The organism is Streptomyces sp. NPDC101160 (assembly GCF_044768205.1).
Taxonomy (GTDB): domain Bacteria; phylum Actinomycetota; class Actinomycetes; order Streptomycetales; family Streptomycetaceae; genus Streptomyces.
This window is the reverse complement of the sequence record NZ_JBIWPJ010000010.1, coordinates 269706-296149: the sequence shown is the minus strand read 5'-3', so window position 1 is coordinate 296149 and position 26444 is coordinate 269706. Positions and strand designations below refer to the sequence as shown.

At 73.4% G+C, this 26444-nt stretch carries 20 protein-coding genes; 12 read left to right on the top strand and 8 right to left on the bottom strand.

Annotated elements, in window-relative coordinates; genetic code table 11:
- Nucleotides 1-21: 21 nt before the first annotated feature.
- The 5 genes from ACIRSU_RS31055 to ACIRSU_RS31035 form a co-directional block, all read right to left on the bottom strand.
- Nucleotides 22-1614 carry a hypothetical protein gene (locus ACIRSU_RS31055; RefSeq protein ID WP_403799156.1) on the bottom strand — a complete coding sequence of 531 codons (1593 nt, stop codon included), beginning with the start codon at nucleotides 1612-1614 and terminating at the stop codon, nucleotides 22-24.
- Nucleotides 1615-1850: 236 nt separating this feature from the next.
- Nucleotides 1851-3473 (bottom strand): glycosyltransferase family 2 protein, encoded by a 1623-nt coding sequence (locus tag ACIRSU_RS31050; protein WP_403799155.1) that lies wholly within the window; start codon nucleotides 3471-3473, stop codon nucleotides 1851-1853.
- Nucleotides 3474-3653: 180 nt separating this feature from the next.
- Entirely contained in the window at nucleotides 3654-4295 is a 642-nt protein-coding gene (locus ACIRSU_RS31045; protein WP_403799152.1) for an ABC transporter, read from the bottom strand.
- Nucleotides 4292-5104, bottom strand: coding sequence for an ATP-binding cassette domain-containing protein (locus ACIRSU_RS31040; protein ID WP_403799149.1), 813 nt, complete (start codon nucleotides 5102-5104; stop codon nucleotides 4292-4294). The genes ACIRSU_RS31045 and ACIRSU_RS31040 overlap by 4 nt, the downstream gene beginning before the upstream one ends.
- A 98-nt stretch (nucleotides 5105-5202) precedes the next feature.
- On the bottom strand, nucleotides 5203-5877 hold the full coding sequence (locus ACIRSU_RS31035) for an AIM24 family protein (protein WP_403799147.1): 675 nt from the start codon (nucleotides 5875-5877) through the stop codon (nucleotides 5203-5205).
- 94 nt (nucleotides 5878-5971) lie between these two features.
- On the opposite strand from ACIRSU_RS31035, the gene ACIRSU_RS31030 reads away from it, so the two are divergent.
- The 5 genes from ACIRSU_RS31030 to ACIRSU_RS31010 all read left to right on the top strand — a co-directional run bounded on the left by ACIRSU_RS31030 (nucleotide 5972) and on the right by ACIRSU_RS31010 (nucleotide 12192).
- The gene (locus tag ACIRSU_RS31030; RefSeq protein ID WP_403799144.1) at nucleotides 5972-6673 is read left to right on the top strand and encodes an aminoacyl-tRNA hydrolase; all 702 of its coding nucleotides are present in this window, start codon (nucleotides 5972-5974) and stop codon (nucleotides 6671-6673) included.
- A 128-nt stretch (nucleotides 6674-6801) separates the two neighbouring features.
- Complete coding sequence (locus ACIRSU_RS31025) at nucleotides 6802-8445, top strand: DUF692 domain-containing protein (RefSeq protein ID WP_403799141.1); 1644 nt, start codon at nucleotides 6802-6804, stop codon at nucleotides 8443-8445.
- Complete coding sequence (locus tag ACIRSU_RS31020) at nucleotides 8442-9551, top strand: TIGR04222 domain-containing membrane protein (protein ID WP_403799139.1); 1110 nt, start codon at nucleotides 8442-8444, stop codon at nucleotides 9549-9551. Before ACIRSU_RS31025 ends, ACIRSU_RS31020 begins: the two co-directional genes overlap by 4 nt.
- A 59-nt stretch (nucleotides 9552-9610) precedes the next feature.
- Nucleotides 9611-10357, top strand: coding sequence for a TIGR04222 domain-containing membrane protein (locus tag ACIRSU_RS31015; protein WP_403799311.1), 747 nt, complete (start codon nucleotides 9611-9613; stop codon nucleotides 10355-10357).
- Nucleotides 10358-10467: 110 nt separating this feature from the next.
- Nucleotides 10468-12192, top strand: a complete 1725-nt coding sequence (locus ACIRSU_RS31010) for an alpha/beta hydrolase (protein ID WP_403799138.1) — start codon at nucleotides 10468-10470, stop codon at nucleotides 12190-12192.
- Between the two features lie 25 nt (nucleotides 12193-12217).
- Here ACIRSU_RS31010 and hemQ read toward each other — a convergent pair whose 3' ends face one another.
- The gene (hemQ, locus tag ACIRSU_RS31005) at nucleotides 12218-12931 is read right to left on the bottom strand and encodes a hydrogen peroxide-dependent heme synthase (protein ID WP_403799135.1); all 714 of its coding nucleotides are present in this window, start codon (nucleotides 12929-12931) and stop codon (nucleotides 12218-12220) included.
- A 17-nt stretch (nucleotides 12932-12948) separates the two neighbouring features.
- Complete coding sequence (gene hemG / locus ACIRSU_RS31000) at nucleotides 12949-14436, bottom strand: protoporphyrinogen oxidase (RefSeq protein WP_403799133.1); 1488 nt, start codon at nucleotides 14434-14436, stop codon at nucleotides 12949-12951.
- 138 nt (nucleotides 14437-14574) lie between these two features.
- Here hemG and ACIRSU_RS30995 point away from each other — a divergent pair, with 138 nt between their 5' ends.
- The 3 genes from ACIRSU_RS30995 to ACIRSU_RS30985 all read left to right on the top strand — a co-directional run bounded on the left by ACIRSU_RS30995 (nucleotide 14575) and on the right by ACIRSU_RS30985 (nucleotide 17608).
- Nucleotides 14575-15630, top strand: coding sequence for a DUF4349 domain-containing protein (locus tag ACIRSU_RS30995; protein WP_403799130.1), 1056 nt, complete (start codon nucleotides 14575-14577; stop codon nucleotides 15628-15630).
- A 40-nt stretch (nucleotides 15631-15670) separates the two neighbouring features.
- Nucleotides 15671-17047 (top strand): FAD-dependent oxidoreductase, encoded by a 1377-nt coding sequence (locus tag ACIRSU_RS30990; RefSeq protein WP_403799128.1) that lies wholly within the window; start codon nucleotides 15671-15673, stop codon nucleotides 17045-17047.
- Nucleotides 17048-17113: 66 nt separating this feature from the next.
- Nucleotides 17114-17608 (top strand): hypothetical protein, encoded by a 495-nt coding sequence (locus ACIRSU_RS30985; protein WP_403799125.1) that lies wholly within the window; start codon nucleotides 17114-17116, stop codon nucleotides 17606-17608.
- Between the two features lie 37 nt (nucleotides 17609-17645).
- Here ACIRSU_RS30985 and hemE read toward each other — a convergent pair whose 3' ends face one another.
- Nucleotides 17646-18731, bottom strand: a complete 1086-nt coding sequence (gene hemE, locus ACIRSU_RS30980; protein ID WP_403799122.1) for a uroporphyrinogen decarboxylase — start codon at nucleotides 18729-18731, stop codon at nucleotides 17646-17648.
- 91 nt (nucleotides 18732-18822) lie between these two features.
- On the opposite strand from hemE, the gene ACIRSU_RS30975 reads away from it, so the two are divergent.
- From ACIRSU_RS30975 to ACIRSU_RS30960, 4 genes are all read left to right on the top strand, one after another.
- Nucleotides 18823-19539, top strand: a complete 717-nt coding sequence (locus ACIRSU_RS30975) for a DUF3000 domain-containing protein (RefSeq protein WP_403799120.1) — start codon at nucleotides 18823-18825, stop codon at nucleotides 19537-19539.
- 282 nt (nucleotides 19540-19821) lie between these two features.
- A complete protein-coding gene (locus ACIRSU_RS30970; RefSeq protein ID WP_017242457.1) occupies nucleotides 19822-20487 on the top strand; it encodes a response regulator transcription factor in 666 nt (221 codons plus the stop codon).
- A gap of 156 nt (nucleotides 20488-20643) precedes the next feature.
- Nucleotides 20644-21927, top strand: a complete 1284-nt coding sequence (locus ACIRSU_RS30965; RefSeq protein WP_403799117.1) for a ribonuclease D — start codon at nucleotides 20644-20646, stop codon at nucleotides 21925-21927.
- A gap of 725 nt (nucleotides 21928-22652) precedes the next feature.
- Complete coding sequence (locus ACIRSU_RS30960; RefSeq protein WP_403799114.1) at nucleotides 22653-26339, top strand: helix-turn-helix domain-containing protein; 3687 nt, start codon at nucleotides 22653-22655, stop codon at nucleotides 26337-26339.
- Nucleotides 26340-26444 lie beyond the last annotated feature (105 nt).

The window sequence follows — 26444 nt, the reverse complement described above, 5'->3', positions numbered from 1 at the left end:
CTCCCGTAGGGCGCAACGCCGTCAGGGCCGGCTCAGCAGCTTCACCATGATCGAGCCGTCGCGGCGGACCTTGCGCCAGGGGTACTCGCAGTTCATGTGCTTCACCTCGACCGGCTGCTCCACGAACGTCCGCGCCGGGAACGGCTTGCACGTGCCGCGGTCGGCGTACTTCGGGCAGTGGCCGTCCGGCTTGGTGAACTGGTGGGCGCGCCAGGCCAGGGTGCCCGCGAGCTTCTCGTCGGGGTGGGTCGGCAGGTACTGGTTGGTGAAGAACGAGCCGATCATGCCGCCCGCAAGGGCCATGGCGAGCAGCACGCCCACCGCCGTGAAGCGCTGCTGCCGCTGCCCCGTCCCCTCCCCCTGCCCTTCGCGGAGCCGCTTCAGCAGCGGGACGAGCCGCTGGGCCGCCACGACGCAGGCGAGGACGGTGAGTGCGGTGAGGGTGACCTGGATCTGGATCATGGTGCGGGGGAAGAGCTGCACCTGCTGGTCGGCCTCCATGCGGCCGGCCAGATAGAAGCGGATCAGCCACGCGCTGCCGAAGCAGGCGAGCGGCGCGACCACGATCGCCTTGCGCAGGCCGAGCGCCACGGCGATGCCGAGGCCGATGAGCACGACGACCGCGTACACGTGCAGTCCGGAGAACTCGCCAACGCCCGGGTACTCGCCCGGCTCGTCCCAGGCCAGGCTGGTCAGCGGGGTGGTGCCGATGTACGCGGGTTCGGTGAGCGTGTAGCCCGAGCACCACTGGTCACGGGTGCCGGTCGCGCCGAGCAGCACCCGCAGGTACACGCCTGCCACCAGCAGGAAGCCGAGCAGCGAGCTGCCGAGGAAGAGCAGGCCGCGCAGCCGACCCGTACGGCCCGTACGCCACGGATAGAAGAAGAGGACGGCGACGAGCACCCCGGGCAGCGACCACAGGTGCCAGCCCGAGTAGACGAGGAACAGCAGCCCGAACAGCAGCCCGAGGAAGCCGCCGCGCAGCACGGTGCCGCGCGCGCTGAAGGCCGGCGAGGCGCGCAGCCACATCAGCAGCTTCGCGATCAGCGGCAGGAGCAGGACGAGGACGAAGGGGCTGTACGGCTTGTGCGGCAGCGTCTGCTGAAGCGCGGGCAGCAGGCCGACGGCGAGGGCGGGCAGCGGCCTCAGACACATCCGCCAGAAGAGATACGCCGCGGGCCCGGTCAGCGCCACGAAGGCGATGAACACCCACTTGATGGCAAGCGCCGGCTCACCGCCGAAGAAGCCCAGCTTGGCCAGATACCCGAGGGTGTACGGCACGGCCGGCGGGTAGAAGGCGTCCATCGCACCGTTGTGCAGCACCTCCTCGCCCCAGCCGATGATGCGGTTGTTGTCGCCGTAGGGCCCGTTGAGTACCCAGGGCGTGCCACGCAGCGCGAAGACCTGCCCCGCGCCGAGGAAACCGGTGGACAGACCGGCGACGGCCGCCGCGGCGAGCCGCGTCGTGAGACTCCGTACGCGCACGGTGCCACGGACGTTCGCCCAGCCGACCACCGCCAGCACGATCAAGGCGATGCAGGCGAACCGGAGCTGGAGGTCCGACAGGCCGCTGATCTGGCCGACCCGGGTGATCGGACTGTGGTCGACGCTCAAGCCCCACACGGTGAAGCCCAGCGCGGTCACGACTGACACAAGGATCTCGCCACTGGTCGGGGAACAGCGGCTCAACTCCCGCAGGAGGAGTTCACGGGGCCCTCTCGGCCCTACCTTCGGAACAGGGGTGGCGATTGTCGTCAACTGTCTGTCTCTTCCGGAAAGCGGAACGCCTGGGAAGATTCAGATGCGCCAGCACCGGCCTGAGGTTGGCCGCCACCAGAGTGAAGCCGTTCTCAGCGTGCCAGACGGCGGAGCTTGCGCTTGACCCGGGTGAGGAACGAGGGCGGGACCGGCGGCGCCGGCGGGGCCGGCTGCTGCTTCAGACGGAGAGTCAGCTGAGGGCCTTCGGGACCGAGGCTCACGTCGTACGGGCGGCTGCCCTCGGGGCCGAGGGGGAGCGTACGGCGTTCAATACGGCGGGGGATGTCCGGGGCGAGCGGGCCGCCGAGCCGTCCTTCGGCGGTGAGGTCACGGGCCGAGCAGCGCAGACTGATGTCCCAGGCACCCTCGGCAAGGGTGGCGACGTCGATTCGGATCCGGAATCCGGCGCGCCCGTAGTCGTACGTCTCTCGGCCGCGGCTCACCGTGAGGTGCGGGGTCGTCTCGTACGTCACCGGGAGCACCGTCTCACGCCCGCTGTCGCGGTGGCGCAGCACGGTCTCGATGGTCAGCTCGTCGGTGTCGATCTGGTCGAGGTAGGCGTAGCCGGCGAGTTCGACGACGTTCCCCTCCCAGCTCAGCTCGTCGACGCGGCGGCGCGGGCTGGCGCCGAGGGCCTCGTCGGTGACGTCGCACAACTCCGGCGCCCCGGTGTACGGCGCCGCCGCGTACAGGCGCCCGTCGCGGACGACCGTCTTGCCGGGCCGGCCCGCCAGGTCCCACTCCACGACGGCCGCCAGCTCGTCGAGCAGGCCCTCCTTGATGCAGTGGACGCGCAGCCGCTCGGACACGTCGAGGCGGGCGAGGACGCCCGGGGTCACCCAGCGTTCGGCGTGCGGGCGGGCGAGTTCGGCGACCGTCTTGCGTTCGGCCTCGGAGTCGTTCAGGAAGCGGCGGTCGAAGCGGCGCAGCAGCTCGACCTTGACGTGCCGGGTGATCAGCCGGTCGCGCAGCTCGCCGGGTTCGGTGAGCTCCTCGACGATGTCGACCAGCTCGTCCGCCTGCGCCACCATCGTCGCGTAGTCGAGGCCGCCGTGGGTGATGTTGCCCTGGTCCTGGCGGCCCACGAGGTAGTAGCAGTCGTAGTCGCCGACGACGGATATCACCGAGCTGTGCAGATAGGCGCGGGCGACGAAGTGCTGGTCCTCGCTGATCCGCATGTGCTCGGGGAAGCGCAGTCCGTGCGCCTCGATCATCGCGCGGCGGAACAGCTTGAACGGCATCAGCGTCCAGTACACGACCGCCGGGTCGGCGCGGTCGACGTTCTTCGCGAAGACGTCCCTGGCCGTCGGTGAGATGGCCCGGCCGGCTCCGACGAGCTTGGCGAGCACGGTGTCCGCGCCGTTCTTCTCGGCCATCGCCACCAGGCGCTCCAGCGCCTGCGGCCCGAGGCAGTCGTCCCCGTCCAGGAAGAAGACGTACGTCCCGGTGGCGTGGTCGAGCCCGACGTTCCGCGGCCGGCTCGGCCCGCCGGACGCCTCCTGGTGAATCACCGTCATCGCCCCGGCATAACGCTCCGCCCACGCGTCCAGGAACTCCCCGCCCCCGTCCGTGCTGCCGTCGTCCACGGCGACGATCTCGACGGCGTCCGCCCCGATGCTCTGCCGCGCGACCGAGGCGAGCGTCTGCTCCAGGTACGGCATCGCGTTGTAGACCGGGATGACCACGGAGACGGTGGGCGTGGGGGGTGTGGTCATGAGGCGGTGGCTCCCGTGCGGACGTACGGACCAGGGGACGTAAGGAAACAGTGAAGAGCGAGCCAACGGTACGGCACGCTCGCCCGGTCGCGCAGGTGGTGGTCCCGCGCTGGTTCGGTGCCGGTTCGGTGCTGGGTCAGTGCTGGGTCAGTGCTGGTTCCGTGCCGGTTCGGTGCCGGGTCAGCCCGAGCGGGCCGTGAGCCGGCAGGCCGCGGCCGTCGCCGCTGTCATGAGTGCCAGGGCTGTGGCGACGGCCGGCCAGGGGAGGGAGAGGGGCGCTGTGGCGTGGGAGGCGGTGAAGAGGGTGGTGAGGGCTGACTTGGCCGGGGAGCCCGGGGTGACCAGGGCCAGGAGGGAGCCGAGGAGGAGGGCGCTGAGGGACCAGCCGCGGGAGGGGACGAGGGGGCGGGTGGTGAGGGCGCCGACGGTCGCGCCCGTGAGGGTGCAGGCGGTCGCGGCGAGCAGGCCCGCGACGGCCCCGCCCGGGTGGGGGTTGCTGATGGCGGTGACGGCGAGGACGGTGACCCAGGCGACGAGGAGGACGGCCGTGGTGGCGGTGACGATCGCCGCCAGGTGGGCGCGGGCCGGGCCGGCGGCCGCGGCGACGACCGTACGGGCGGCGGGCGGCTCCTGGTCGAGACAGATGCGTACCGCCCAGGCGGCCACCGGGACCAGGGCCGTCGCCGCGTAGCCCAGCGAACCGGGCAGGGGTTCGCCGGGGCGGACGCCGACGCCGACGTAGGCCGCGTAGAGGAGGAAGGGGGCGAGCCAGCGCTGGGAGCGCAGGAGGAGGGCCGCCTGGTAACGGAGGAGCGCGGTCACACCCGTACGCCTTCGGTGCCGAGGTGGTCGATGTGCCAGCCCGCGTCGAGCAGGGCGCGCAGGACGGCGTCGGAGCGGTCCGCCTCGACGGTGAGGGTGACGACACGGCCCTCGGTCCGTACGGCTCGCAGGTCCGCCGGGAGCTCCGTGCCGCCCGACGCGGTGATGCGCGTACGGGCGCGCGGGGCTGGGGACGACTCCGCCCGCGTCACCCGGCCCGCCGCCACCGCGTACACCGCGTCCGCCTCCCCCGCCAGCCGTCGCGGGTCGTGGTCGACGAAGACGACCCGGCCGCCCGCCGCGACCCGTTCGCGCACCGCGCGGTCGAGTTCGGCGCGGGCGGCGGTGTCGAGACCGGTCCACGCCTCGTCGAGGACGAGCAGACCGGGCTCGGCAAGCAGGGCCTGGGCGACGGCCACCTTCTGGCTGGTGCCCTTGGAGAGTTCGCCGAACGGGGTGTCCCGGTACGCGGCGGCGCCGAAGCGTTCCAGCCACGCCCCCGCCCTCGCCCGGGCCACCGCGCCGCCGAGGCCCTGGATCCGGCCGAGGTGGATCAGGTAGCCGGCCGCGGTGAGCGGCAGGGCGGCGGGGAAGCGCTCGGGGACGTACGCGGTGCGGGCCGGACGGCCGGTGACGCGACCCGCGCTCGGCGCGTCGATGCCCGCGACGAGCCGCAGCAGCGTCGACTTGCCGGAGCCGTTGGTGCCGGTGAACCGGGCCAGAGTGCCGGCGGGCAGGGCGAACCCCACCTCGCGCAGCACCCAGGGCCCGCGCGCCCCATAGCGACGCCCGACGTCCTCGAACCTCACCCCGTCACCCCGTCAGCTCGTCGCCCGGTCAGCTCGTCACCGCGTCGGCTCCTCACCGCGTCGGCTCGTCGCCCAGTCAGCTCGCCCCCTTGGTCGGCCTAGTTGGCGACCTTCTGCGGGACCGCCTCGCTCGGGCGCACGATGACGAAGCCCTGACCCTCCAGCTTCAGCTGGATCGCCTCGCCCGAGCCGCCGCGGATCATCGAGCCGAAGGACTGCGAGCGGTGCAGCGAGGTGTGCAGCTGCTCGCTCCAGCCGACGACCGCGTCGGTGTCCACGTACACCGGGGCCTCGGGGGTGACGGGGATGACGATCGGGTTGCCCTCGCACATCAGGGCGATCTTGCCGTAGCCGGTGAAGACGCTGTTGAACAGGCCGCCGCCGGTCATGCCGGCACCCTTCACCGTCCTGATCTCGTAGTGCAGCGTGGCGTCGAAGCAGAGCACGTTGCGGCCGTTCACGGTCAGGGCGTCGCCCTGCTCGACCTCCACGATGAAACAGTTCTGCGCCTCGTGGGCGAACCACGCCTCGCCCTGGCCGCGCACGGCCATCAGCGCCAGGCCCTCCCCGGTGACCGCCCGCTTGAGCAGGCCGCCCAGGCCCTGGCTCTTGTGCTCGAACTGGAGGTTCCCCCGGAAGGCGATCATCGAGCCCTGTCGGGCGTGCATCTCCCCGTTGACGGTGTACTTGACCGACTTGGCGTTCTGGAGGGTCATCCCCGGATACGTCGCGGCCTCGGCGAGGTGCTCACTGGCGAAAAGATCACTCTTCATGGCGGCATCCTGTCCCGGAAGCACTCATTCCTACAAGAAACGTGTGTTCGGAACGCGTGCTCGACGGCGGGAAGCGCGGTGGCAGACTTGCCGGGTGAGCAGCAACGACCACCGCGACCACCGCGACGAGAAGCCTCAGTTCGTCCTCCCCCTCGTCGTCCGCATCGAGCGCGCCGAGCCCCCGGCCCGTACCGACGCCCTGGAGACGGCCGCCCGCGCGGTCCTCACGATCCTCGCCGACGAGCGTTCGCTCGGCGACGGCGAGTGGGCGCAGGCGATGACGGACTGGCAGGACGCCCGTATCCGCAAGGTGGTGCGCCGGGCGCGCGGCGCGGAGTGGCGCCGGGCGGAGGCGCTGCCGGGCATCACGGTCGCGAGTGCGCAGGGCACGGAGGTACGGGTCTTCCCGCCGGTCCCGCTGGACGGCTGGCCCAAGGAGCTGGCCCGCCTCCAGGTGTCGGGCACCGACCTGGACGACCCGGCCGCGCCGGGGCCGGTACCGGAGGGCGGGGCCGTGCTGTGGCTCAACCCGGAGCTGGACATGTCCGCCGGCAAGACGATGGCGCAGGCCGGGCACGGTGCCCAGCTGCTGTGGTGGGAGCTCTCCGACGCCGACCGCAAGAGCTGGCGCGAGGCCGGTTTCCCGCTCTCCGTGCGCACGGCCGACCCGGAGCGCTGGGCGCGGCTGACGTCGGGCGGGCTTCCGGTCGTCAGGGACGCCGGGTTCACCGAGATCGCGCCAGGCTCGTGCACGGTGGTGTCGGAGTTCCCGGCGCTGGGCTTCCGCGCGAGATGAGCGGTTCAGCAGGCCGCGGCAGGCCGTCACCAGCGGTTCCCAACCTCAAATCAACCTCTGAACGTTCCCTCCGGCGGATTCGAACCGCCCCTTCCGGGCCATCAGCTCAGGGACCGAAGGAGGGGGACATGGGGGACCTGAAGAATTCCGGCGCGCTCGGTGTCGGCATCGGCTGGCGGCCGGAGATCGCCGAGGCGGTGGAGGCGCTGCCGGGGGTCGACTGGGTGGAGGTCGTCGCCGAGAACCTGTGCGCCGATCATCTGCCGGACTCGCTGGAGCGGCTGCGGGCGCGCGGGGTGACCGTCGTGCCGCACGGGGTGTCGCTGGGGCTCGGCGGGGCCGACCGGCCGGACGCGGGGCGGCTCGCGGCGCTCGCGCGGAAGGCCGAGGTGCTCGGCGCGCCGCTGGTGACGGAGCACGTCGCGTTCGTCAGGGCCGGGGGGCCGCTGACCGCGACGCCGCAGCTGGAGGCCGGGCATCTGCTGCCGGTGCCGCGCACCTGGGACGCGCTCGACGTGCTGTGCGAGAACATACGGACCGCGCAGGACGCGCTGCCGGTGCCGCTGGCCCTGGAGAACATCGCCGCGCTCGTCTCCTGGCCCGGCGAGGAGCTGACGGAGGGCCAGTTCCTGACCGAGCTGGTGGAGCGCACGGGGGTGCGGCTCCTGATCGACGTGGCGAACCTGCACACCAACCACGTCAACCGGGGCGAGGACCCCGCGGAGGCGCTGTCCTCGCTGCCGGTCGAGGCGATCGCGTACGTGCACGTGGCGGGCGGTCTGGAACGGGACGGGGTCTGGCACGACACCCACGCCCACCCGGTGCCCCGGCCCGTCCTGGACATCCTGGCGGACCTGGCCTCACGGGTCTCCCCGCCGGGCGTGCTCCTCGAACGCGACGACCACTTCCCGGAGCCGCGGGAACTCGCCGCCGAGCTCACCGCGATCCGTACGACGGTGGAGGCGGGCCTGGCGGCCGCCTCGCGCCGCCCGCTGCTGATCGGCGCGGGCGCCCGGGCCTCGGGCGGCGCGATGCCGCTCGCCACCCCATGGACCGCTCCCATGACCCAGTCCCGTACGGCCGACGCGACGGACGCGGCCGACAGGGCCGACAGGGCCGACGCGGCCGACTCGGCCGACACGGCGGACAGGAGCGACAGGGCCGACTCGGGCAACACGGGCGACACGGCCCACACCGCCCGCATGGGCAACACGGCCGACACCGGCAACACCCGCGACACGGCCCACACGGCCGGCATGGGCAACACGGCCGACACCGGCAACACCCGCCACACGGCCCACACCGCCGGCACCCGCAACACCCGCGACACCGCCGGCACCGCCACCGACCGCGCCCGGCAGCGCCTCGGCCTCGCGCAGGCCGCGTTGCTCTCCGCCCTGGTCGCCGGGACGCCCGCGCCCGAGGGTTTCGACGTGCGGCGGCTCGGGGTGCAGAGCCGGGCGCTCGCGGCCAAGCGCGCGGACGTCGTGGCCAAGGTGGCGCCCGAGCTGCCCGAGATCCTCGGCGCCGGCTACCGGCCGGCCTTCCTCTCGTACGCCCGGACCCGGCCCATGACGGACGGCTACCGGCACGACGCCCTCGACTTCGTCGAGGCGCTGCTCGTCGCCGGGCGCCCCGAGGACCCGGAGGCGCACCGGCGGCTCACCGCGTGGTGGCGCGACCGGGCGGGCATCCGGCCGCCGGGGCCGGTGGCGCGGCTCGCGCACCGGATGCGCACCGCGCTGGGCAGGACGGGGGTGGCGGCGCAGTGAACGTGCTCGCGATCATCTACGACGTGCTCGGCGCGGGCGCCATCGCGCTGCTGCTGGTCCTGCTGCACCGGGCCCGGCGCGGGTCCGGCGGGGCGGTGCACGACCGGTACGAGGCCGCGTTCCTGAACGGCGGGCCGGCCCGGGTCGTCGACTCGGCGCTCGCCTCGCTGCACGGGGACGGGCGGCTCAACGTGAGCGACCCGGGGATCGTGTGGCTGACCCGCTCGGACGCCCGGGCGCACGACCCGGTGGAGCGGGCCGTGCTCGGCACGCACGTGGCCGGGCAGGGCGCGCTCGCGCCGCTGCGGCTCGACGTGATGCGGCACCCGGCGGTGCAGGAGATCGGCGACGGGCTCGCGGCCCGGGGGCTGATCATGACGCCCCGGGCCCGCCGGTCCGTGCTGGTCTGGAGCTGGGCGCTGGGTGGGGCGGTGCTCCTGTCGGTTCCGGTCGTGCTGTTCCTGACCGTGGCGGCGCTGATGGACACGGACGATTCCGTGCCGTTCGTGGTGAAGGTGGCGCCCGCGCTGCTCGGCGTGCCCCTCACGGCGGTGGCGTGCGGCGTGGCGGCCTCGGGCCGGGTCACGCCGGCGGGGCGGGCCGCGCTCGCGTCGTACGGGCGGGAGCTCGCGCACGTCGCCGAGCCGGGCCTGCTCGTCGCGCTCCACGGGCTCGGCGCGCTGCCGGACCCGCTGCTGCGGGCGCACCTGGTCATGGCGGCCCGTACCCGGGTGCGGGCGCGGCCGATGTCCCCTGCGCGCTCGTCGCACTCCGCCTCCGCCCACGGTTCGTCCTCCCGTCACTCCTCCCACCACTCCTCGAACGACGACGCGTTCCTGCCGGTGATGTGGTGCGCGGCGGCGGCCGGGGGCGGTGGGGGCGGGTGCGGTGGCGGCAGCTCGTGCGGGAGCGGCGGGAGTTCGTGCTCCGGCGGAGGCTCGTGCTCGGGAGGGAGTTCCTGTTCCTCGTCGTCGAGTTCCTGTTCCTCGTCGTCGAGTTCGTGCTCCTCCTCGTCGAGCTCCTGCTCCTCCTCGTCGAGTTCGTGCTCGTCGTCGTCCAGCTCCTGTTCCTCCAGCAGCAGTTCCTGCTCGTCGTCCTCGATGTGAGCCGAGCCGGGCCCGGTATTCCGGTGGCGGCCCCGGTCCCCGTCCCGTACAACCAGGGCATGGTCTGGGTCCCCCTCCTCCTCGTCGCCTTCGTGGTGTCCGCCCTCGCGTGTGCGCGGGTGTGCCGCGACGCCATCGCCGTCGACACGGCCGAGCGGCGCCGCGCGGACGGCGCCGGGCTCACGGTGCCGGAGGCGGCGTACCTGGCGGGCGGGCCGCTGCGGGTCGTCGATCTCACGCTGGTCGGTCTGCACCGCTCGCGGGCCGTGCTGCTCGCCCACACCGGCTGGGCGACCGCCGTGGACCCGGGCGCCGGGCGGGACGAGCTCGAGCGGGCCGTGCTCGGCGCGATCGGGCCCGCGGGTCAGTCGCCGATCCCGGCGGTACGGCCGCTGGCCGCGGAGACGGAGTGCGTACGGGCGCTGGGCGACGGCCTGGTGGCGCGCGGGCTCGCGCTGCCGGAGCCGGTGCGGCGCACCTCGGCGGCGGGTGTCCGGGCGCTGCGGGGCGCGTTCCTGCTGACGCTCGCCCTGGGGACGGCGGCCGTGCTGCTCGTGCCGGCGGGCGAGCGCACCCCGGTCCTCGCCTGGTTCTCGCTGCCGCTCGTGGCGGTCGGGCTGTGCCTGGTCATCGCCCGCACCGACGACCCCGGCCTCGGCTGCTGGGCCTCCCCGGCCGGCCGCCGGCTGCTCGCCGCGCTCTCCCCGGCCGATCCTCTGACGGCGCTGGCCCGGCGCGGCACGCAGGTGCTCGAACCCGAGCTCCGTGCCGCCTTTCGGGTACATGACAGCCGACACCTGGCGTAGATCCTTTACAAGCGCGGCGCCCCGCGGTCCCCTCTTGTCGTCTTTGTCGTCCGTGCCACCGCGCTCCACGGCACCGGGACGCTCCACGGCACCGAGAAGGGGATGCGCAGATGAGGTCCGTCGCGCTGTTGCTGTCCGCTCTCCTCGCCCCCACCGCCGTCGCACTCCCCCGCGCCGGCGCCGCCGACGCCCCGCCTGCCGAGAGCCGCGGCGTCGCGGTCGCCGCGCGGGCCGCCGCGGCCGGGGGGATCCGGTTCGGGCCGTGCCCGGCGGTGGAGAAGCTGCCCGCGCCGGTGGAGTGCGGCACCTTCCGGGTGCCGCTCGACTACGCCGCCCCGAAGGGCGCCCAGATCCCGCTCACCGTGAGCCGGGTGAAGGCGTCGGGACCGGCGTCCGGGCGGCAGGGCGCGCTGGTCTACAACCCGGGCGGGCCGGGCGCCTCGTCGACGTACTTCCCGCTCGCGGCCGGGCTGCCCGCCTGGAAGCGGATCTCCGCCGCGTACGACCTGGTCGGTTACGCGCCGCGCGGCGTCGGCCGGTCCGCGCCCGTCTCCTGCCAGGACCCGGCCGACCGCACCCAGGGGCCGACGCTCGCGCCGACCGTGCCCTCGGAGGTCTTCAAGAAGGAGCGCATCGCCCGCGCCCGCACCTACGCGCAGGGCTGCGCCCGCCGCACGGGCGCGGCGCTGCGGCACTACCACTCGCTCAACAACGCCCGTGACCTGGAGGTGCTGCGGGCGGCGCTCGGCGAGCGGCGGCTGACGTTCATGGGCGCGTCCTACGGCGCGTACTTCGGCGCCCTCTACGCCACGCTGTTCCCGCACCGGGTGCGCCGGATGGTCTTCGACGCGCCCGTGAACCCGGCGCCGACGCGGGTCTGGTACGTCAACAACCTCGACCAGTCGGCGGCGTTCGAGCGCCGCTGGGCCGACTTCCGTGCGTGGGCGGCGAAGCACGACAAGGTGTACGGGCTGGGCACGACGGCCACCGAGGTCGCGGAGAACTACGAGAAGGTACGCGCCGAGCTGGCCGCCGCCCCGGCGGGCGGCAAGGTCGGACCGGGGCAGCTGCACGGCGCGATGCTCCAGGCGCTGTACGACGACCGGTTCTGGGCGGCGCGGGCGGGCGCGCTCGGGGCGTACCTGAAGGGCGACGCGAAGCCGCTGATCGCCCAGGCCGGGCCGGCCGAGGCGCCGCGCAGCGGGGCGGCGGAGGCCGGCGATCCGGGGAACGCGGGCGCCGTCTACACGGCGGTGGAGTGCAACGACGCGCCCTGGCCGCACGACTTCGCGGTGTGGGACCGGGACAACACCCGGCTCGCGGCGCTCGCGCCGTTCGAGACCTGGGACAACGTGTGGGCGAACCTGCCCTGCGCGTACTGGACGGCACCGAGCCAGAAGCCGCTGGACGTGCGCACCGGACCGAGCGTGCTGCCGCCGGTGCTGATCCTGGCGGCCGAGCGGGACGCGGCCGCGCCGTACGCGGGGGCCCTGGAGCTGCAGCGGAGGCTGGGGGGCGCGGCGCTCGTGACCGAGCGGGGCGCGGGAACGCACGGCATCGGGGGCGGCCCGAACGCCTGCGTGAACGCCTATCTGGAGCGCTATCTGCTCACCGGAGCCGTACCGGACGTGACCATGAGCGCGGGAGACCCGGGAAGCCCCGGAAGCCCGGAAGGCGCGGCGGGAGGCGCGGAGGAGATGACGCCGGTGCGGCGCGCTTCGTGCGCGCCGCACCCGGAGCCGGACCCGGTGTCGCTGGAGCGGCAGGCGGAGCTCCGCCGGCCGTCTGATCTTCCGGGTCAAGGGATCACCGCCCGGCTGGGCGCCGGGCGGTGACCGGGTCGGTGGTGCCGGGGGGCCGTCAGGCCAGGCCCGCCACCAGGTCGGCGACGCTCTTGCGGCGGCCGGTGTAGAACGGGACCTCCTCGCGGACGTGCATCCGCGCCTCGGAGGCCCGCAGGTGACGCATGAGGTCGACGATGCGGTACAGCTCGTCGGCCTCGAAGGCGAGGATCCACTCGTAGTCGCCGAGCGAGAAGGAGGCGACCGTGTTGGCGCGCACGTCCGGGAAGCCGCGGGCCATCTTGCCGTGGTCGGCGAGCATCCGGCGGCGGTCCTCGTCCGGCAGCAGGTACCAGTCGTAGGAGCGCACGAACGGGTAGACCGAGACGTAGTCGCGCGGGGTCTCGTCGGCCAGGAAGGCCGGAATGTGCGACTTGTTGAACTCGGCGGGGCGGTGCAGCGCCATGTTCGACCAGACCGGCTCCAGGGCGCGGCCCAGGCGGGTGCGGCGGAAGAGGTTGTACGCCTCCTGGAGCTCGTCGCTGGTCTCGGCGTGCCACCAGATCATGACGTCGGCGTCGGCGCGCAGACCGGACAGGTCGTACGTGCCGCGGATCGTGATGTCCTTGGCGGCGAGCTGGTCGAAGAGCTCCTGGACCTCGTCGGCGTAGCCGGCCCGGTCCTCGGGCAGATTGTCGCGCAGCTTGAAGACGGACCACAGGGTGTAGCGGATGACCTCGTTGAGGTCCTTCGCCTTCTTACCGGCGTTCGGGATCTTTTCGGGCGCACTCATACGCCTATTCTCGCCCGTCACGAAGAGTGCCCTGCACCGGGGTGGGTGGTTTTCGACGTGGCGATGATCTCGTCGGCGGCGCGGTCGCCCGAGGCGATGCACGCGGGGATGCCCACGCCCCCGTACGCGGCGCCCGCGAGGGCGAGGCCGGGCAGCCCGGCGACGGCGGCGCGGACGCGCTCCACCCGGGCGAGGTGGCCGACCGGGTACTGGGGCAGGCCGTCGATCCAGCGGGTCACGGTGGCGGCGACGGGCCGGGCGGCGAGGCCGGTGGCGGCGGCCAGGTCCTTGAGCGAGACGCCGACGAGGTCGGCGTCCTCGCGGTGCACCTGCTCCTCCTCGCCGTACCGGCCGACGGAGGTGCGCAGCACGAAGAGGTCGGGGGCGGAGTCGGTCACCCACTGCCACTTCTGACTGGAGAAGGTGGACGCCTTGATGGTGTGGCCGTCGACGGGCGGGACGAGGAACCCCGAGCCGGGCAGGCCGGGGCCGGGGACGCCCTGGACGTCGCTGCGGCGGAAGGCGAGGGTGACCAGGGCCATGGAGGCGTACTCGACGGCGGCGAGCTCGGCGGCCGCGGCCGGCGCGTGGCCGGCGAGCAGCGCGGCGGCGGGCCCGGCGGGGGTGGCGAGGACGACGGCGTCGGCCGCGTACGTACGCTCCGCGGTCACGACCTGCCAGCCGGTGGCGCCGGTGCGGTGCAGTGCGGTGACCGGGGTACGGGTCAGGATCGTGCCGCCCGCGGCCCGGATCGCGTCGGCGACCGCACCGGGCAGGGTGCCGACGCCGCCCCGGATGCCGGCGAACACGGCCCCGCCGAGCCCCGTCGCGGCGCCGGCCACATCGGCCGGCGTGGCCGCGCCGGCCTGCTGCACGGCGCGGACGGCCTCGGTGAGCGTCGGCGCGCGGCGCGCGGCGGCGAAGAGCGCGGGCACGGCGGCCTTCATCGAGATGCGGTAGGCGTCGCCCGCGTAGACCCCGCCGAGGAGGGGCTCCACGAGCCGGTCGACCACCTCGTGGCCCATGCGCTCGGCCACGTACGCGCCGATGGCGATGTCCTCGCCGATCTCGGTCGGCGGGAGGTCCCGGTCGCGGCCGATCCGCGCCACGGCCTCGGCGGACAGCAGGCCCTCGACGGCGTGACCGTCGCCGGGGACGCCCATGACGTGGCCCTTGGGCATGGGGACGAGTTCGCCGCGCGACCACACGGAGGCGGTGGTGGCGGCGGGGGCCTGGAGGCGGTCGGCGAGGCCGACCCGTTCGGCGAGCGCGACGGCCTCGGGGCGGCGGGCGAGCAGCGACTCGGCGCCGAGGTCGACGGGGGCGCCCGCGATCTCCCCGGCGAGCAGCTTGCCGCCGAGCCGCTCGCCGCCCTCCAGGAGGGTGACCCGCGCGCCGGCCGTGACCAGGCGGTGGGCGGCGGCGAGGCCCGCGATGCCGCCGCCGATGACGACGACGTCCGGTCCGGGTGCGGTGTGCGACTTCGCGTTCGTGGGGCCGTTCATGGGACCACTCTCTCAAATCGCCCCGGCGCTCCCGATCCGAGGCCGGACCGTGACCGCTTCGCGATCGCGGAACGGCAACCCGCTCCGTGGCCGGGACGTCCAACCGGCACCACGACACCATCACCTTGGGGGGTACGGATGCGAGGAACGCGTACGGCGAGAAGGCGCGCGGCCGTGGCGGCGGCGCTGCTGACCGCGTCGCTCGTCCTGACGGGCTGCGGCTCGGGGGACGGCGGCGCGGACGCGGCGGGCGACGGCAAGCGGGACATGAGCGCGGCGAAGCCGGCGTACGGAGGGCCCGAGGCGGCGGCGGACGGGTCCGGGACGGCGGACGGGTCCGGCACGGCGGGCGCGAGCGGGGCGAAGGGCCGGGCCCCGGCCCGTACTCCCGCGGTCGCCCAGCACGTCATCCGCACCGCCGAGCTGTCCGTCGAGGTCAAGGACGCGGCGAAGGCGACGGCCGCGGCCCGGCAGGTGGCCACGCGTGCGGGCGGGCACGTCGAGAACGAGTCGACGGAGCGGGTCGACGACACGCACGTCGTCTCCCGGATCGTCCTGCGCGTCCCGCAGGAGCGTTACGACTCCGTCCTCGCCGAACTCGCGGGCGCGGGCAGGCTGCTGTCCCGCAAGGCGAACGCCAAGGACGTCACCGACCAGGTCGTGGACGTCGACAGCCGTATCGCCACCCAGCGGGCGAGCGTGGCGCGGGTGCGGACCCTGATGGACCGGGCGACGAAGCTGGCCGACGTGGTCACCCTGGAGGGCGAGCTGAGCCGCCGTCAGGCCGACCTGGAGGCGCTGCTCGCCCAGCAGGCGGCACTGAAGGACCAGACGACACTGGCGACCGTCACCCTCGAACTCACGGAGCCGGAGTCCGCCCCGGCGGACGACGACAGCGACCGCCCCGGCTTCCTCGACGCCCTGGCCGGCGGCTGGAACGCCCTGGTGTCGGCGGCCGCCTGGCTCCTCGTCGTACTCGCCGCGCTCGCGCCGTGGCTGGCGGTGGCGGCGCTTGCGTACGCGCTGTGGCGGTGGCTGGTCCGCCCGCGGCTGCGGCGCCGCCGTCCGCAGCCGGCGCCGCGGCCGCGCCCCTGGACGGTCAACGCGGCGGGCGTCCCGGCCCAGCAGACGGCCCCCGAGGGCGAGCGGGCGGCCGGACCGGTGGCCGGACCGGTGGCCGAACAGGAGGACTGAAATCGCCCGGAAGCTCGTGAAGCCCTGAAAGATGGCTTCCATGAGCGAACGACTGGTGGTCATCGGTGGTGACGCGGCCGGCATGTCCGCCGCGTCGCAGGCGCGCAGGCTCAAGAAGCCCGGGGAGCTGGAGATCGTCGCCTTCGAGCGGGGGCACTTCAGTTCGTACTCGGCCTGCGGGATCCCGTACTGGGTCGGCGGCGGGGTCGGGGCCCGGGACGAGCTGATCGCCCGGAGTCCCGAGGAGCACCGGGCACGGGAGATCGATCTGCGGATGCGGACCGAGGTGACCGAGCTGGACCTGCCCGGGCAGCGCGTGCGGACCCGGGACCTGGAGTCGGGCGCGGAGGGCTGGACCGGCTTCGACAAGCTGGTGATCGCGACGGGGGCGCGGCCGTCGCGGCCGCCGCTGCCGGGGATCGACGCGCCGGGTGTGCACGGGGTGCAGACGCTGGACGACGGCCAGGCGCTGCTCGACTCGCTGGGCCGGGCGCCGGGGCGGCGGGCCGTGGTGGTCGGCGCCGGGTACATCGGCGTGGAGATGGCGGAGGCGCTGCTCGGCCACGGCTTCGAGGTGACGGTCCTGAACCGGAGCGAGCAGCCGATGGCGACGCTCGATCCGGACATGGGGCGCCTGGTGCACGAGGCGATGGACGGGCTCGGCATCACGACGGTCGGGTCCGCTGCCGTGGCGGAGGTCCGCGGGGGCGCGGACGGGCGGGTGCGCGCGGTGGTCACCGAGTCGGGTGACGAGTATCCGGCGGACGTGGTGGTGCTCGGCATGGGCGTGGTGCCGGAGACCTCGCTGGCGCGGGCGGCGGGGCTGCCGATCGGCACGTACGGCGGTCTGCTGACCGACCTGTCGATGCGGGTGCGCGGCCACGAGAACGTGTGGGCGGGCGGGGACTGCGTGGAGGTCCTCGACCTGGTGTCGGGACGGGAGCGGCATGTGCCGCTCGGTACGCACGCGAACAAGCACGGCCAGGTGATCGGCTCCAACGTGGGCGGCGACTACGCGACGTTCCCGGGCGTGGTGGGGACGGCGGTGTCGAAGGTGTGCGACCTGGAGATCGCGCGGACCGGGCTGCGCGAGAAGGACGCCCGGGACGTCGGGCTGCGGTACGTGACGGTGACGATCGAGTCGACCAGCCGGGCGGGCTACTACCCGGGGGCGGCGCCGATGACGGTGAAGATGCTGGCGGAGCGGCGCACCGGACGGCTGCTCGGGGTGCAGATCGTGGGCCGCGAGGGCGCCGGGAAGCGGGTCGACATCGCGGCGGTGGCGCTGACGGCGGGCATGACGGTGGAGCAGATGGTCGCCCTCGACCTGGGCTACGCGCCGCCGTTCTCGCCGGTGTGGGACCCGGTCCTGGTGGCGGCGCGGAAGGCGGTGGCGGCCGTTCGGGCGGCGGGCTGACCCGAGCGGCAGAGCGTCGTCCGGTGACGAATTGCGACCACGAGGGCACCGTGAGTGACTCGTCGCATGATCAGACACAACGTCGTGCGCGCGCTCTGCGCCACCTCACTCGCCCTCGCCCCGCTCGCCCTGGCCGCCACTCCGGCGTACGCCGTGACCTCGTGCACGGTCAACGGCAAGCCCGTCCCCGGCGACACCGTGAACGGGACGGCCGGGCCCGACTACATCGTGTGCTCCCGGGTCGAGGCCGGGGGCGTCGTCCACGGCCTCGGCGGCTCCGACTCCATCATCCTCACCGGCCCGATGAACGGTGTCGTGATCGGCGGCACCGGCGGCGACAGCATCACCGTGTCGTCGGGCGTCACCGTGAACGGGATCATCGACGGCAGCGACGACGCCGACTTCATCCGGATCCCCGGCACGCTGAACGGCATCGCGGCCGGCGGCGCCGGGAACGACTACCTGCAGGTGGGCAGGAACAACAACGTCGTGGACGGCGGCCCCGGCCTCGACTTCTGCAAGGTCGGCTCGGGCAACCCGCCGAACAACTGCGAGGGCTGAGCCCAGCCCTCGCAGGCCCCGCGCGGGCGGGCGGTCGTCAGCGGGCCGTCCGCGTGTGCACGTAGTCGACCAGGCGGGTCAGCGCCTCCGGATCGGTCGTCGGCAGCACCCCGTGACCGAGGTTGAAGACATGGCCCTCCAGGTCCTTCGCGGCGGCCAGGACCTCGTCCGTCTTGGCCTCCACGGCCTCCCGCGAGGAGAAGAGGACGGCCGGGTCGAGGTTGCCCTGGAGCGCCTTGCCCGGGCCGACACGGCGGGCGGCCTCGTCGAGCGGGACGCGCCAGTCGACGCCGACCACGTCGGCGCCCGCCTCGCCCATGAGGCCGAGCAGCTCGCCCGTACCGACACCGAAGTGGATGCGCGGGACGCCGTACGAGGCGACCGCGTCGAAGACCTTGGCGGAGGCCGGCATCACGGAGCGGCGGTAGTCGGCGGGGGCGAGGGCGCCCACCCAGGAGTCGAAGAGCTGGACGGCGGAGGCGCCGGCCTCGATCTGCACCTTGAGGAAGGCCGAGGTGATCTCGGCGAGGCGGTCGAGCAGGTCGGCCCACAGCTGCGGGTCGCCGTACATGAGCGCCTTGGTGTGCTCGTGGTTGCGGGACGGGCCGCCCTCGACGAGGTAGCTCGCGAGGGTGAACGGAGCGCCGGCGAAGCCGATGAGCGGGGTGGACCCCAGTTCGGCGGTGAGCATCCCGATCGCCTCGGTGACGTAGTGGACGTCCTCCGGGGTCAGGTCGCGCAGCCGGGCCAGGTCGGCGCGGCTGCGGATGGGCTCGGCGACGACGGGGCCGACGCCGGGCTTGATGTCGAGGTCGACGCCGATGGCCTTGAGCGGGACGACGATGTCGCTGAAGTAGATGGCGGCGTCCACCTTGTGCCGGCGGACCGGCTGCAGCGTGATCTCGGTGACCAGCTCGGGCCGCATGCACGACTCGAGCATGGGGATGCCCTCGCGGACCTTGAGGTACTCGGGCAGGGACCGCCCGGCCTGCCGCATGAACCAGACGGGCGTGTGGGGCACGGCCTCACGCCGGCACGCCTTCAGGAACGCGGAGTCGTACGTCTGCGGCTGGTGCTTCGTCTGGTTCGTCTGGTTGCCCTCGGGGCTGTGGTTGGCGCTCACGCCCAGAATCTTCGCATGTGGCGAGAAGCCGCTCGCCCGGCCCGGGTGTCCCTCCCTGCGCGCGGGCCCCGTTCCGCCTACTCTTCCCCGCATGGCTGCGGCTCAGGGACATTCTTCCGATCATTCCGACGGCATTCGAGGGACGGAGAAGACGGCGGGCGACAGGGTGGACCCCACGGACACGAACCCGCTGCCGCCCGCGTTCCGGCGGGCGGTCGAGGGGCTGCGCGCGGTCCGGCTGCGGCCGGAGATCGAGGCGGACCCGACCCGGCCGCCGCAGCGGCTCGCCCCGTACGCGTACGCCCTGGAGGCGGCGGTCGTGGCGGGCGAGGAGGACCTGGCGGACGGGCGGCTCGTGCTGCTGCACGACCCGGCCGGGCACGACGCCTGGAAGGGCGCCTTCCGACTGGTCACGCTGGTACGGGCGGAGCTGGAGCCGGAGATGGCGGCGGACCCGCTGCTGCCGGAGGTCTGCTGGTCGTGGCTGACCGGGGCGTTCGAGGCGCGCGGGCTCGCGTACGAGGAGGCGAGCGGCACCGTCACGATGGCGGGCTCCCACTATTTCGGGGGACTCGCGGAGCGGCGGCCGGCGACGCAGATCGAGATCCGGGCGTCGTGGACGCCGCGGGAGGGTCCGGCGGGGGTGCCGGACACGGGGACGCACCTGGCGGCCTGGTGCGATCTGCTGTGCCAGGTCGCGGGGCTGCCGCCGTCACCGGCCGAGCCGGGGGCCGGGCCGGGGGCGGGGACGACGTCGGGCGCGGGGGTCGTCTCGCTGCCGCAGCGCCGGGGCCCGCAGCACCCGTAGCCGCGCGGAGAGTGCGGCGAGGGCCGGCGAGGGTCGGAGAGGGTCGGAGAGGGTCGTTTTTCGGACACTTTCGAGTGGGGCGGGGCCCCGGATCGCATGAGGCTCGTACGATGATCGATCGCGCGTCCGAATTGCCCCAATTGTTACTCACTAAATCGTGATCTTTCCCTAAAGGCGGGCGGCCCTGCTGCCGAAGGACTCAGTGACCCCTTCAAAGCAACGGGTTCGCCCCCGGCTTCTTCCCCGAGCCGGCTCCGTCCCCCACCTTCCCCAGGAGGCCTGGTGTCCGTTCTCCTCGAGCAGCCCGCAAGCCTGGTCGCCTACCGCCCGAACAAGCCGACGGCCATGGTCGTCGTGGCCGACCCGCGCGTCCGCTCCACCGTCACCCGCCACCTGTGGGCGCTCGGGGTGCGCGACGTCATCGAGGCGTCGTCCATCGCGGAGGCCCGTCCCCGCGTCGGCAACCCGCGCGACATCTGCGTGGCCGACGTCCACCTCCCCGACGGCAGCGGCCTGACCCTGCTGTCCGAGACCCGCGCCGCGGGCTGGCCCAACGGCCTCGCCCTCTCGGCCGCCGACGACATCGGCGCGGTACGCAACGCCCTGGCCGGCGGTGTCAAGGGCTACGTCGTCACCGGCACCCGTACGAACATCGGGCACCCCACCCGCCCCGGCGCCGCCCCCATCGGCTCCGCGGCCGCCCGCCTCGGCCACCGCCGCCCCCCGGGCGCCCCGAGCCACCCGGGCGGCTACCGCGAGCTCTCCGGCCGCGAGGTCGAGGTGCTGCGACTCGTCGCGGAGGGCCAGTCGAACAAGGCCATCGGCGTCTCCATGGGCCTCTCGGCCCTCACCGTGAAGTCCCACCTCGCCCGCATCGCCCGCAAGCTGGGCACCGGCGACCGCGCCGGCATGGTCGCGGTGGCGCTGCGCACCGGGATCATCCACTGAGCGGCGCGCCGCGAGGCGTGATCCACCCCCTCGCCGTCCCTTCGGTGTGACGGCTGTCGAGCGCCTGTCGACGGAACGTTCCCTCTGTGTCCGGCCAGTCGGCCGTTCCGAGCGTTCCTTCGATGGGCGCTTGCCATTGACGGATACCCTTGACAGGTGACCGACGCCCAAGACACCGCGAGTGACACCGCACTGCGAACCACCGGGGGCGCCCCCTCGGACGACGACGTCCCTGCGCATGGGCTGCCGATCCCGCTGCTCGAACCGCGCGAGGGCATTCCGCCCGTCGTCGCGACCGAGGACGCCCTCGCCGAGGTGATCGCCGCCTTCGCCGCAGGCCGCGGCCCGGTCGCCGTCGACGCCGAGCGCGCGTCCGGCTACCGCTACGGGCAGCGCGCCTATCTCGTCCAGCTGCGCCGCGAGGGCGCGGGCACCGCGCTGATCGATCCGGTGGGCTGCCCCGATCTGTCCGGTCTCGGCGAGGCGCTCGCCGGCACCGAATGGATCCTGCACGCCGCGACCCAGGACCTGCCGTGCCTGCGCGACATAGGCATGGTGCCGACGCGGCTCTTCGACACCGAGCTGGCCGGCCGGCTCGCGGGCTTCCCCCGGGTGGGTCTGGGCGCGATGGTCGAGTCGGTCCTCGGGTACGCCCTGGAGAAGGGCCACTCCGCCGTCGACTGGTCCACCCGGCCGCTGCCCGAGCCCTGGCTGCGGTACGCCGCGCTCGACGTGGAGCTGCTCGTCGACCTGCGCGACGAGCTGGAGAAGGAGCTGGACCGGCAGGGCAAGCTGGAGTGGGCCCTGGAGGAGTTCGACGCCATCGCCTCGGCGCCCCCCGCCCCGCCGCGCAAGGACCCCTGGCGCCGTACCTCCGGGATGCACAAGGTGCGCCGGCGCCGTCAGATGGCGGTGGTACGGGAGCTGTGGACGGCCCGTGACCGCGTGGCGCAGCGGCGCGACGTCTCCCCCGGCAAGGTGCTGAGCGACTCGGCGATCGTGGAGGCGGCGCTCGCGCTGCCCCCGAACGCGGGCGCGCTCTCGGCGCTGCCGGGCTTCGGGCAGCGGATGGGCCGCCGCCAGCTGGAGCAGTGGCAGGCGGCCGTGGACCGGGCGAAGGACCTGCCGGACGCCGAGCTGCCGCAGCCGGGCCAGCCCGTGGCGGGCCCGCCCCCGCCGCGCGCCTGGGCCGACAAGGACCCGGCCGCGGCCGCCCGGCTCGCCGCGGCCCGCACGGCGGTGTCGGCGCTCGCGGAGGAGCTGAACCTCCCCCAGGAGAACCTGATCACGCCCGACACGGTCCGCCGGGTCTGCTGGGAACCGCCGGCCCCGGTCAACCCGGACACGGTCGCGGCGGCCCTGACCGGCTACGGCGCGCGGGCGTGGCAGGTGGGCCTGGTGACACCGCTGCTGGTCAAGGCGCTGGCGGCGAAGGGCTGAGCGGGAGACGTCCGGAAGAGACAGGTGTGGCGAAGCCCCCGGTGCGATGCCCCGGGGGCTTCGCCATGCGGTTCTGTCACGCTCGGCTAAAGCGCTCTTGGCACCCTAGCCTCGGGGTAGGCGCGATCGCCGGCCTGCCGCACCTCCGCCCTGAGCTGGGCGCCCATCCCCGTCCTCACCAACCTGGAGGCGCCGGATGTTACGTATCAGCGCGTCCGGCAGCCGGGCCCGCCCCCACCTGATGGTGGCCGAGGCGGTGGCACTCCGTTGGCGGGACCCGCTACCGCGCCGCTGATCACCCTGCCGGCGGCTCGGGCATCCGGCCCTACACGTAAATGAACCCTACGTGGGGGCGCGGATCCATCACCACCGGCGGGCGGCCCGGGATCGCGACTGCCCGGCACCCAACAGCTGCGCGAGCACGCCGACGGCGGCCCGACGACGTGCCGGCCGAGAGGACCAGACCGCGGGCAGTGCGACCGCGGCCAGGAGAGCCAGGGGACCGAGCCCGACCAGGCTCACCGAAAGCGCCATGGGCCAGGACGTCATGTGGACTTCCTTCCGTCATGCGGTGGTCCTGCACCACCGCCGGACCGACTGTGGGACACCGGCCGACCGGGTTGGTCCTTTACCGAAGATTTCCAAAGCACCGGGCGGTCGTGGCAGGTCAGGCCTACGCTGCTGCCTCTGGGGCCGAAGTCGTACGAATGTCGGGGGGCCAGTTCGTGACCGATGCTCCAAGCGCTGTCGCCCACTTCTGCGCCGCACTGCGGCATCTCGTGCAGGCGCACCACGTGCCCCAGACGGCGCTGGCCCGTGCCCTCGGCCGGAGCGAGTCGACCATCTCGGAACTGCTGAGCGGGCGGCGCACCGCTCCTCCGCGAGTGGAGGACGTCCTGCGGATCGTCGAATACTGCCGCCGACACACGAAGACGCCCGATCTGCCCGGGCTCCCGCTCGACTCTGTTTACTGGCGTCGACGCCACGGGGAGCTGGAGGTGATCGGTGGCGCCGAAGGCGTCGAGAAGCCCCGGCAGCGCCCGCGGCGCCCCGACGTCGACGGGCGGGCATGGCTCGAAGACGGGGGTGACTTTGCCGGCGCGGTGGCCGTCCTGGCCGGGAGACGTGCGCGGCTCGAGGACTTCGCCGAGGACGTGCTCGCACCGCTGGCACTGGACGGATCGCCGTCAGCGGAACTCCCCGCGCTCCTCGCCCATTACCCGGGACGGGTCCGCTCCGCACAGGGCCTGGACCGGACGGTCCTGCTGTGTGCGGCCGACGTCGTTCTGCACGTCGCCGCGTTCTGCGAGACGGTCGCTCGCGCCGGCCTCACTCCCATGGAGGACTGGGGTGCCGGTCCGGCCGACGTCACGACCGATGTCCTCCACGAACTCGCCCAGATCGAGCTTGGTTCGTTCCGCGTCCGTGAGCCGGCAGAGTTACGGGCCGAGTTGATCGCCTCGTACGTGGCCGCGGGCGACGTCGTCAGTCGCTCCGCCACCCCGGGGAGTTCACCGCCGGAACGGCTCGCCCGGGAGGCGATGCGGAAGTACGACCAATTGGTCTCCGAGGTCTCATGGAGCTGTCCGGAGTTCCGCCTGACGTCCGACAGCGTGGTCATCCCCCCAGACGAGGACGAACCGCCCGCCCCGGCGGACCGCACCGGCCTGGGCAGGCTGGGCTCGTTGCTGAGCGAGTTCGCCGACGGGGGGAAGGCACCACCTCGTTCACGCGCGCGTCTCCGGGCCCCCATCGCCTCGGTCGATGGCTCCGACCTCGTGATTCCCACGCTCGCCGAAGGATACGTGGCGCCCTCCTTCCGATTCGCCCCACGCCCGGTGGACCGCCATCTGGCCAGCGACGACTGGTGGGAGCGGCAGCCGCTCCGTCACGACCTGGCCACGTTCTTGGCCGCCTATCTGCTCACCGCACGGGCCACGCGGGCACCCCTGCTCGTGCTCGGGCATCCGGGGTCGGGCAAGTCGCTCCTGACCCGTCTGTTGGAGGCACGCCTGCCGGAGCGGGAGTTCTTCTGCGTCCGTGTGGAGCTACGGCATGTGTCGGCCGACGTCGACGTACAGGAGCAGATCGAGGAGGCCTTGCTGCGGAACACGGGCAGACGGACACCGTGGCCCGAGGTGGTGGACGAGGCGTCGGGCGTCGTACGCGTGGTCCTCCTCGACGGTTTCGACGAGCTCCTCCAAGCCGGCGCACAGGGACGGGGCCATCAGCGCCTGTGGGGGTATCTGGACGAGATCGAGCGGCTGCAGGCCCGGGAGGCGGAGTGGGGACGCCCGACGGTGGTCGTGGTCACGAGCCGGACCGTGGTCGCCGACCGGGCACACCTCCCCGGCACCGCCACCGTCATGCGGCTGGAGCCGTTCGGCGAGCGGCACATCACCCGGTGGCTCGCGATCTGGCGTGAGGCGAACCGCCGGTACTTCGCGGAACAGGGGCTCGAACCGCTCACCTGGGAAGTGCTGCGGCCGCATGAGGAGCTCGCCACGCAGCCGCTTCTGCTGCTCATGCTCGCGCTGTACGACGCGGTGGGCAATGCGCTGCGCCTGCGGCGCGGGGTCGGCGGGGGACGGGCGGGACTCTACGAGACGCTGCTGAGCGAGTTCGTCCGCCGGGAAGTCGTGAAGCAGACGGGCGTGCTGCCGGAGGCTGCCGAGGCCGAGGCCGTGGCTGACGAATTGCGGCGTCTCGGAGTGATCGCGACCGGAATGTTCCATCGCGGCAGCCAGAGCATCATGGCGACCGATGCCGAACGGGATCTCGCGCATCTGCTGGAAGGGGAGACCCCGCCGCTGGTCTTCGGGCGCTTCTTCTTCGTCCACGAGTCGCAGGCTGTGGTGGCGGAGGAGAACCTCCGGTGCTACGAATTCCTCCACGCGACTTTCGGCGAACACCTGGTGGCGCGGCTGATCCGCTGCGAACTGGACGACGTGCTCTGCGCACACGGTCCTGCCAAGCGCGAGCCGGACGACCGGCGCCTGCGCGCCCTGCTGTCGGTCGTCCCCCTCACCGACCGTGCGGAAGTGGTGCGCAACGTTCGCGAGCTGCTGGCATCGGGTGACGAGGAGTACCGCCGGTCCTTGGCGCGGCTGCTGCGGGTGCTCTTCGCAGGGGCGGAAAGGGACGATTCTCGGGGTGCGGACCTCGCGTACCGGCCGGTCGTCCAGAGCGCCGTGGAGCGCGACGCGGTCTACGGCGCCAATCTCCTGCTGATCGCCGTCGCGGTGGAGGGGGTCCTCGACCTCGACGCGTTCCTGTCCGGGTCCCGCGAGGTCGAGGACGCCTGGTCGCGCTGCGCCCACCTGTGGCGCTCGCAGTTCAGCGACGCCTCGTGGACCTCGTTCACCGGATTCCTCTCGCTGAGCCATCAGAAATACGGCAGCCCGGACTCCGCGCGCCATGGTCTGCGGATCGCCCTGAGGTCGGACGACGCACACGAGGAAGATCGGGCCTGGTCCGCCCCCATCCGGGCGCCGAGGCCCGGCGGCTTCCATTCAGACGACGAGAGGCACTCCGTGGCGGAGCTCGTGCGCCGCATGTCGTTCCTGGGCGACGCGGACTCGGCGGAGCTGCTTCACGTCCTGGTCCCACTGCTTACGCGCTTGTCCGGCACGCTGCGGACGTACCGCGCCGACGGAGAGGGAGCGGTCCGCTCGTCGGCCCATACGCTGATGGCTGTCCTGAGCGGAGACCGTCAAGCGGCTGCCGGTGTCGCGGACGCCTACGCCGATCTCGCGGTGATGCTGCCGTACGTGCCCGAGGCGGATCTGCCGACCATGCGGGACGTCCTGGCACGGCTGTTGGCGCGAGACGCCGCCGATCTGCCGGGGCCCATCGTGGTGGAGACACTCAAGGCCTTGACGCTGTCCGCAAGGGCGGATTCCGATCCGGGTCGGCACGCGAGCACCTGGAGGGCGCTGATCGACTGCGTCCACGGGCAGGTGGGGCGCCCCGATGTGGCCCACGCCGAGCTGGACACGATCATCTCCCGGCTGGGCACCCTCCTGCGGGCGGCCGACAGTCACGCGCGGCTTGCGGCGGCCCTCGGGCAGGCGGAGACCACGCACGTATGGCACCGAGTCACGCCGAGTCCGGCGGACGAGATCCTTGACCGTCATGCGGCAGCACTTCCCGACGTGCCGTCCGTCGAGCGCCCCAGGCTCACGGTCGAGCTCCTGCGGCTGGCACGTGAGCTGGGCCGCGTGGACTGGCTGGCCGAGCACGCCGAGCCTCTGCTCCTGACACTGGACCTCGCGGCCCTGGGCCGGTTGCGGCCCACCGACGTCGATGCGTTGATGCCCCTCGTTCATGACACGGCGCTGGTTCACCTGTTGGACCGCATCAGGGTCGTGTGGCGCGGCAGGCCGATGCCGCCTCCGGACGTCGATATGTGACCGCTCCGGGCGCCCAGCCGGGTGTGACGTTCGCCGCTCCCGGCCCGGGGACTGGGCAGCTTGGTTACTCGTAAGTAGCATGGGGGTAGCAAGCGCGCGCTTAGC

Excerpts from the sequence above, each read along its gene's own strand:
- ACIRSU_RS30975 (WP_403799120.1), top strand. The coding sequence starts at position 18,823 with ATGGCTGCGGCTCAGGGACATTCTTCCGATCATTCCGACGGCATTCGA.
- ACIRSU_RS31050 (WP_403799155.1), bottom strand. The coding sequence starts at position 3,473 with ATGACCACACCCCCCACGCCCACCGTCTCCGTGGTCATCCCGGTCTAC.
- ACIRSU_RS30995 (WP_403799130.1), top strand. The coding sequence starts at position 14,575 with ATGCGAGGAACGCGTACGGCGAGAAGGCGCGCGGCCGTGGCGGCGGCG.
- hemG (WP_403799133.1), bottom strand. The coding sequence starts at position 14,436 with ATGAACGGCCCCACGAACGCGAAGTCGCACACCGCACCCGGACCGGAC.
- ACIRSU_RS31035 (WP_403799147.1), bottom strand. The coding sequence starts at position 5,877 with ATGAAGAGTGATCTTTTCGCCAGTGAGCACCTCGCCGAGGCCGCGACG.
- ACIRSU_RS31015 (WP_403799311.1), top strand. The coding sequence starts at position 9,611 with ATGGTCTGGGTCCCCCTCCTCCTCGTCGCCTTCGTGGTGTCCGCCCTC.
- hemQ (WP_403799135.1), bottom strand. The coding sequence starts at position 12,931 with ATGAGTGCGCCCGAAAAGATCCCGAACGCCGGTAAGAAGGCGAAGGAC.
- ACIRSU_RS31010 (WP_403799138.1), top strand. The coding sequence starts at position 10,468 with ATGAGGTCCGTCGCGCTGTTGCTGTCCGCTCTCCTCGCCCCCACCGCC.
- ACIRSU_RS30985 (WP_403799125.1), top strand. The coding sequence starts at position 17,114 with ATGATCAGACACAACGTCGTGCGCGCGCTCTGCGCCACCTCACTCGCC.
- ACIRSU_RS30990 (WP_403799128.1), top strand. The coding sequence starts at position 15,671 with ATGAGCGAACGACTGGTGGTCATCGGTGGTGACGCGGCCGGCATGTCC.
- ACIRSU_RS31025 (WP_403799141.1), top strand. The coding sequence starts at position 6,802 with ATGGGGGACCTGAAGAATTCCGGCGCGCTCGGTGTCGGCATCGGCTGG.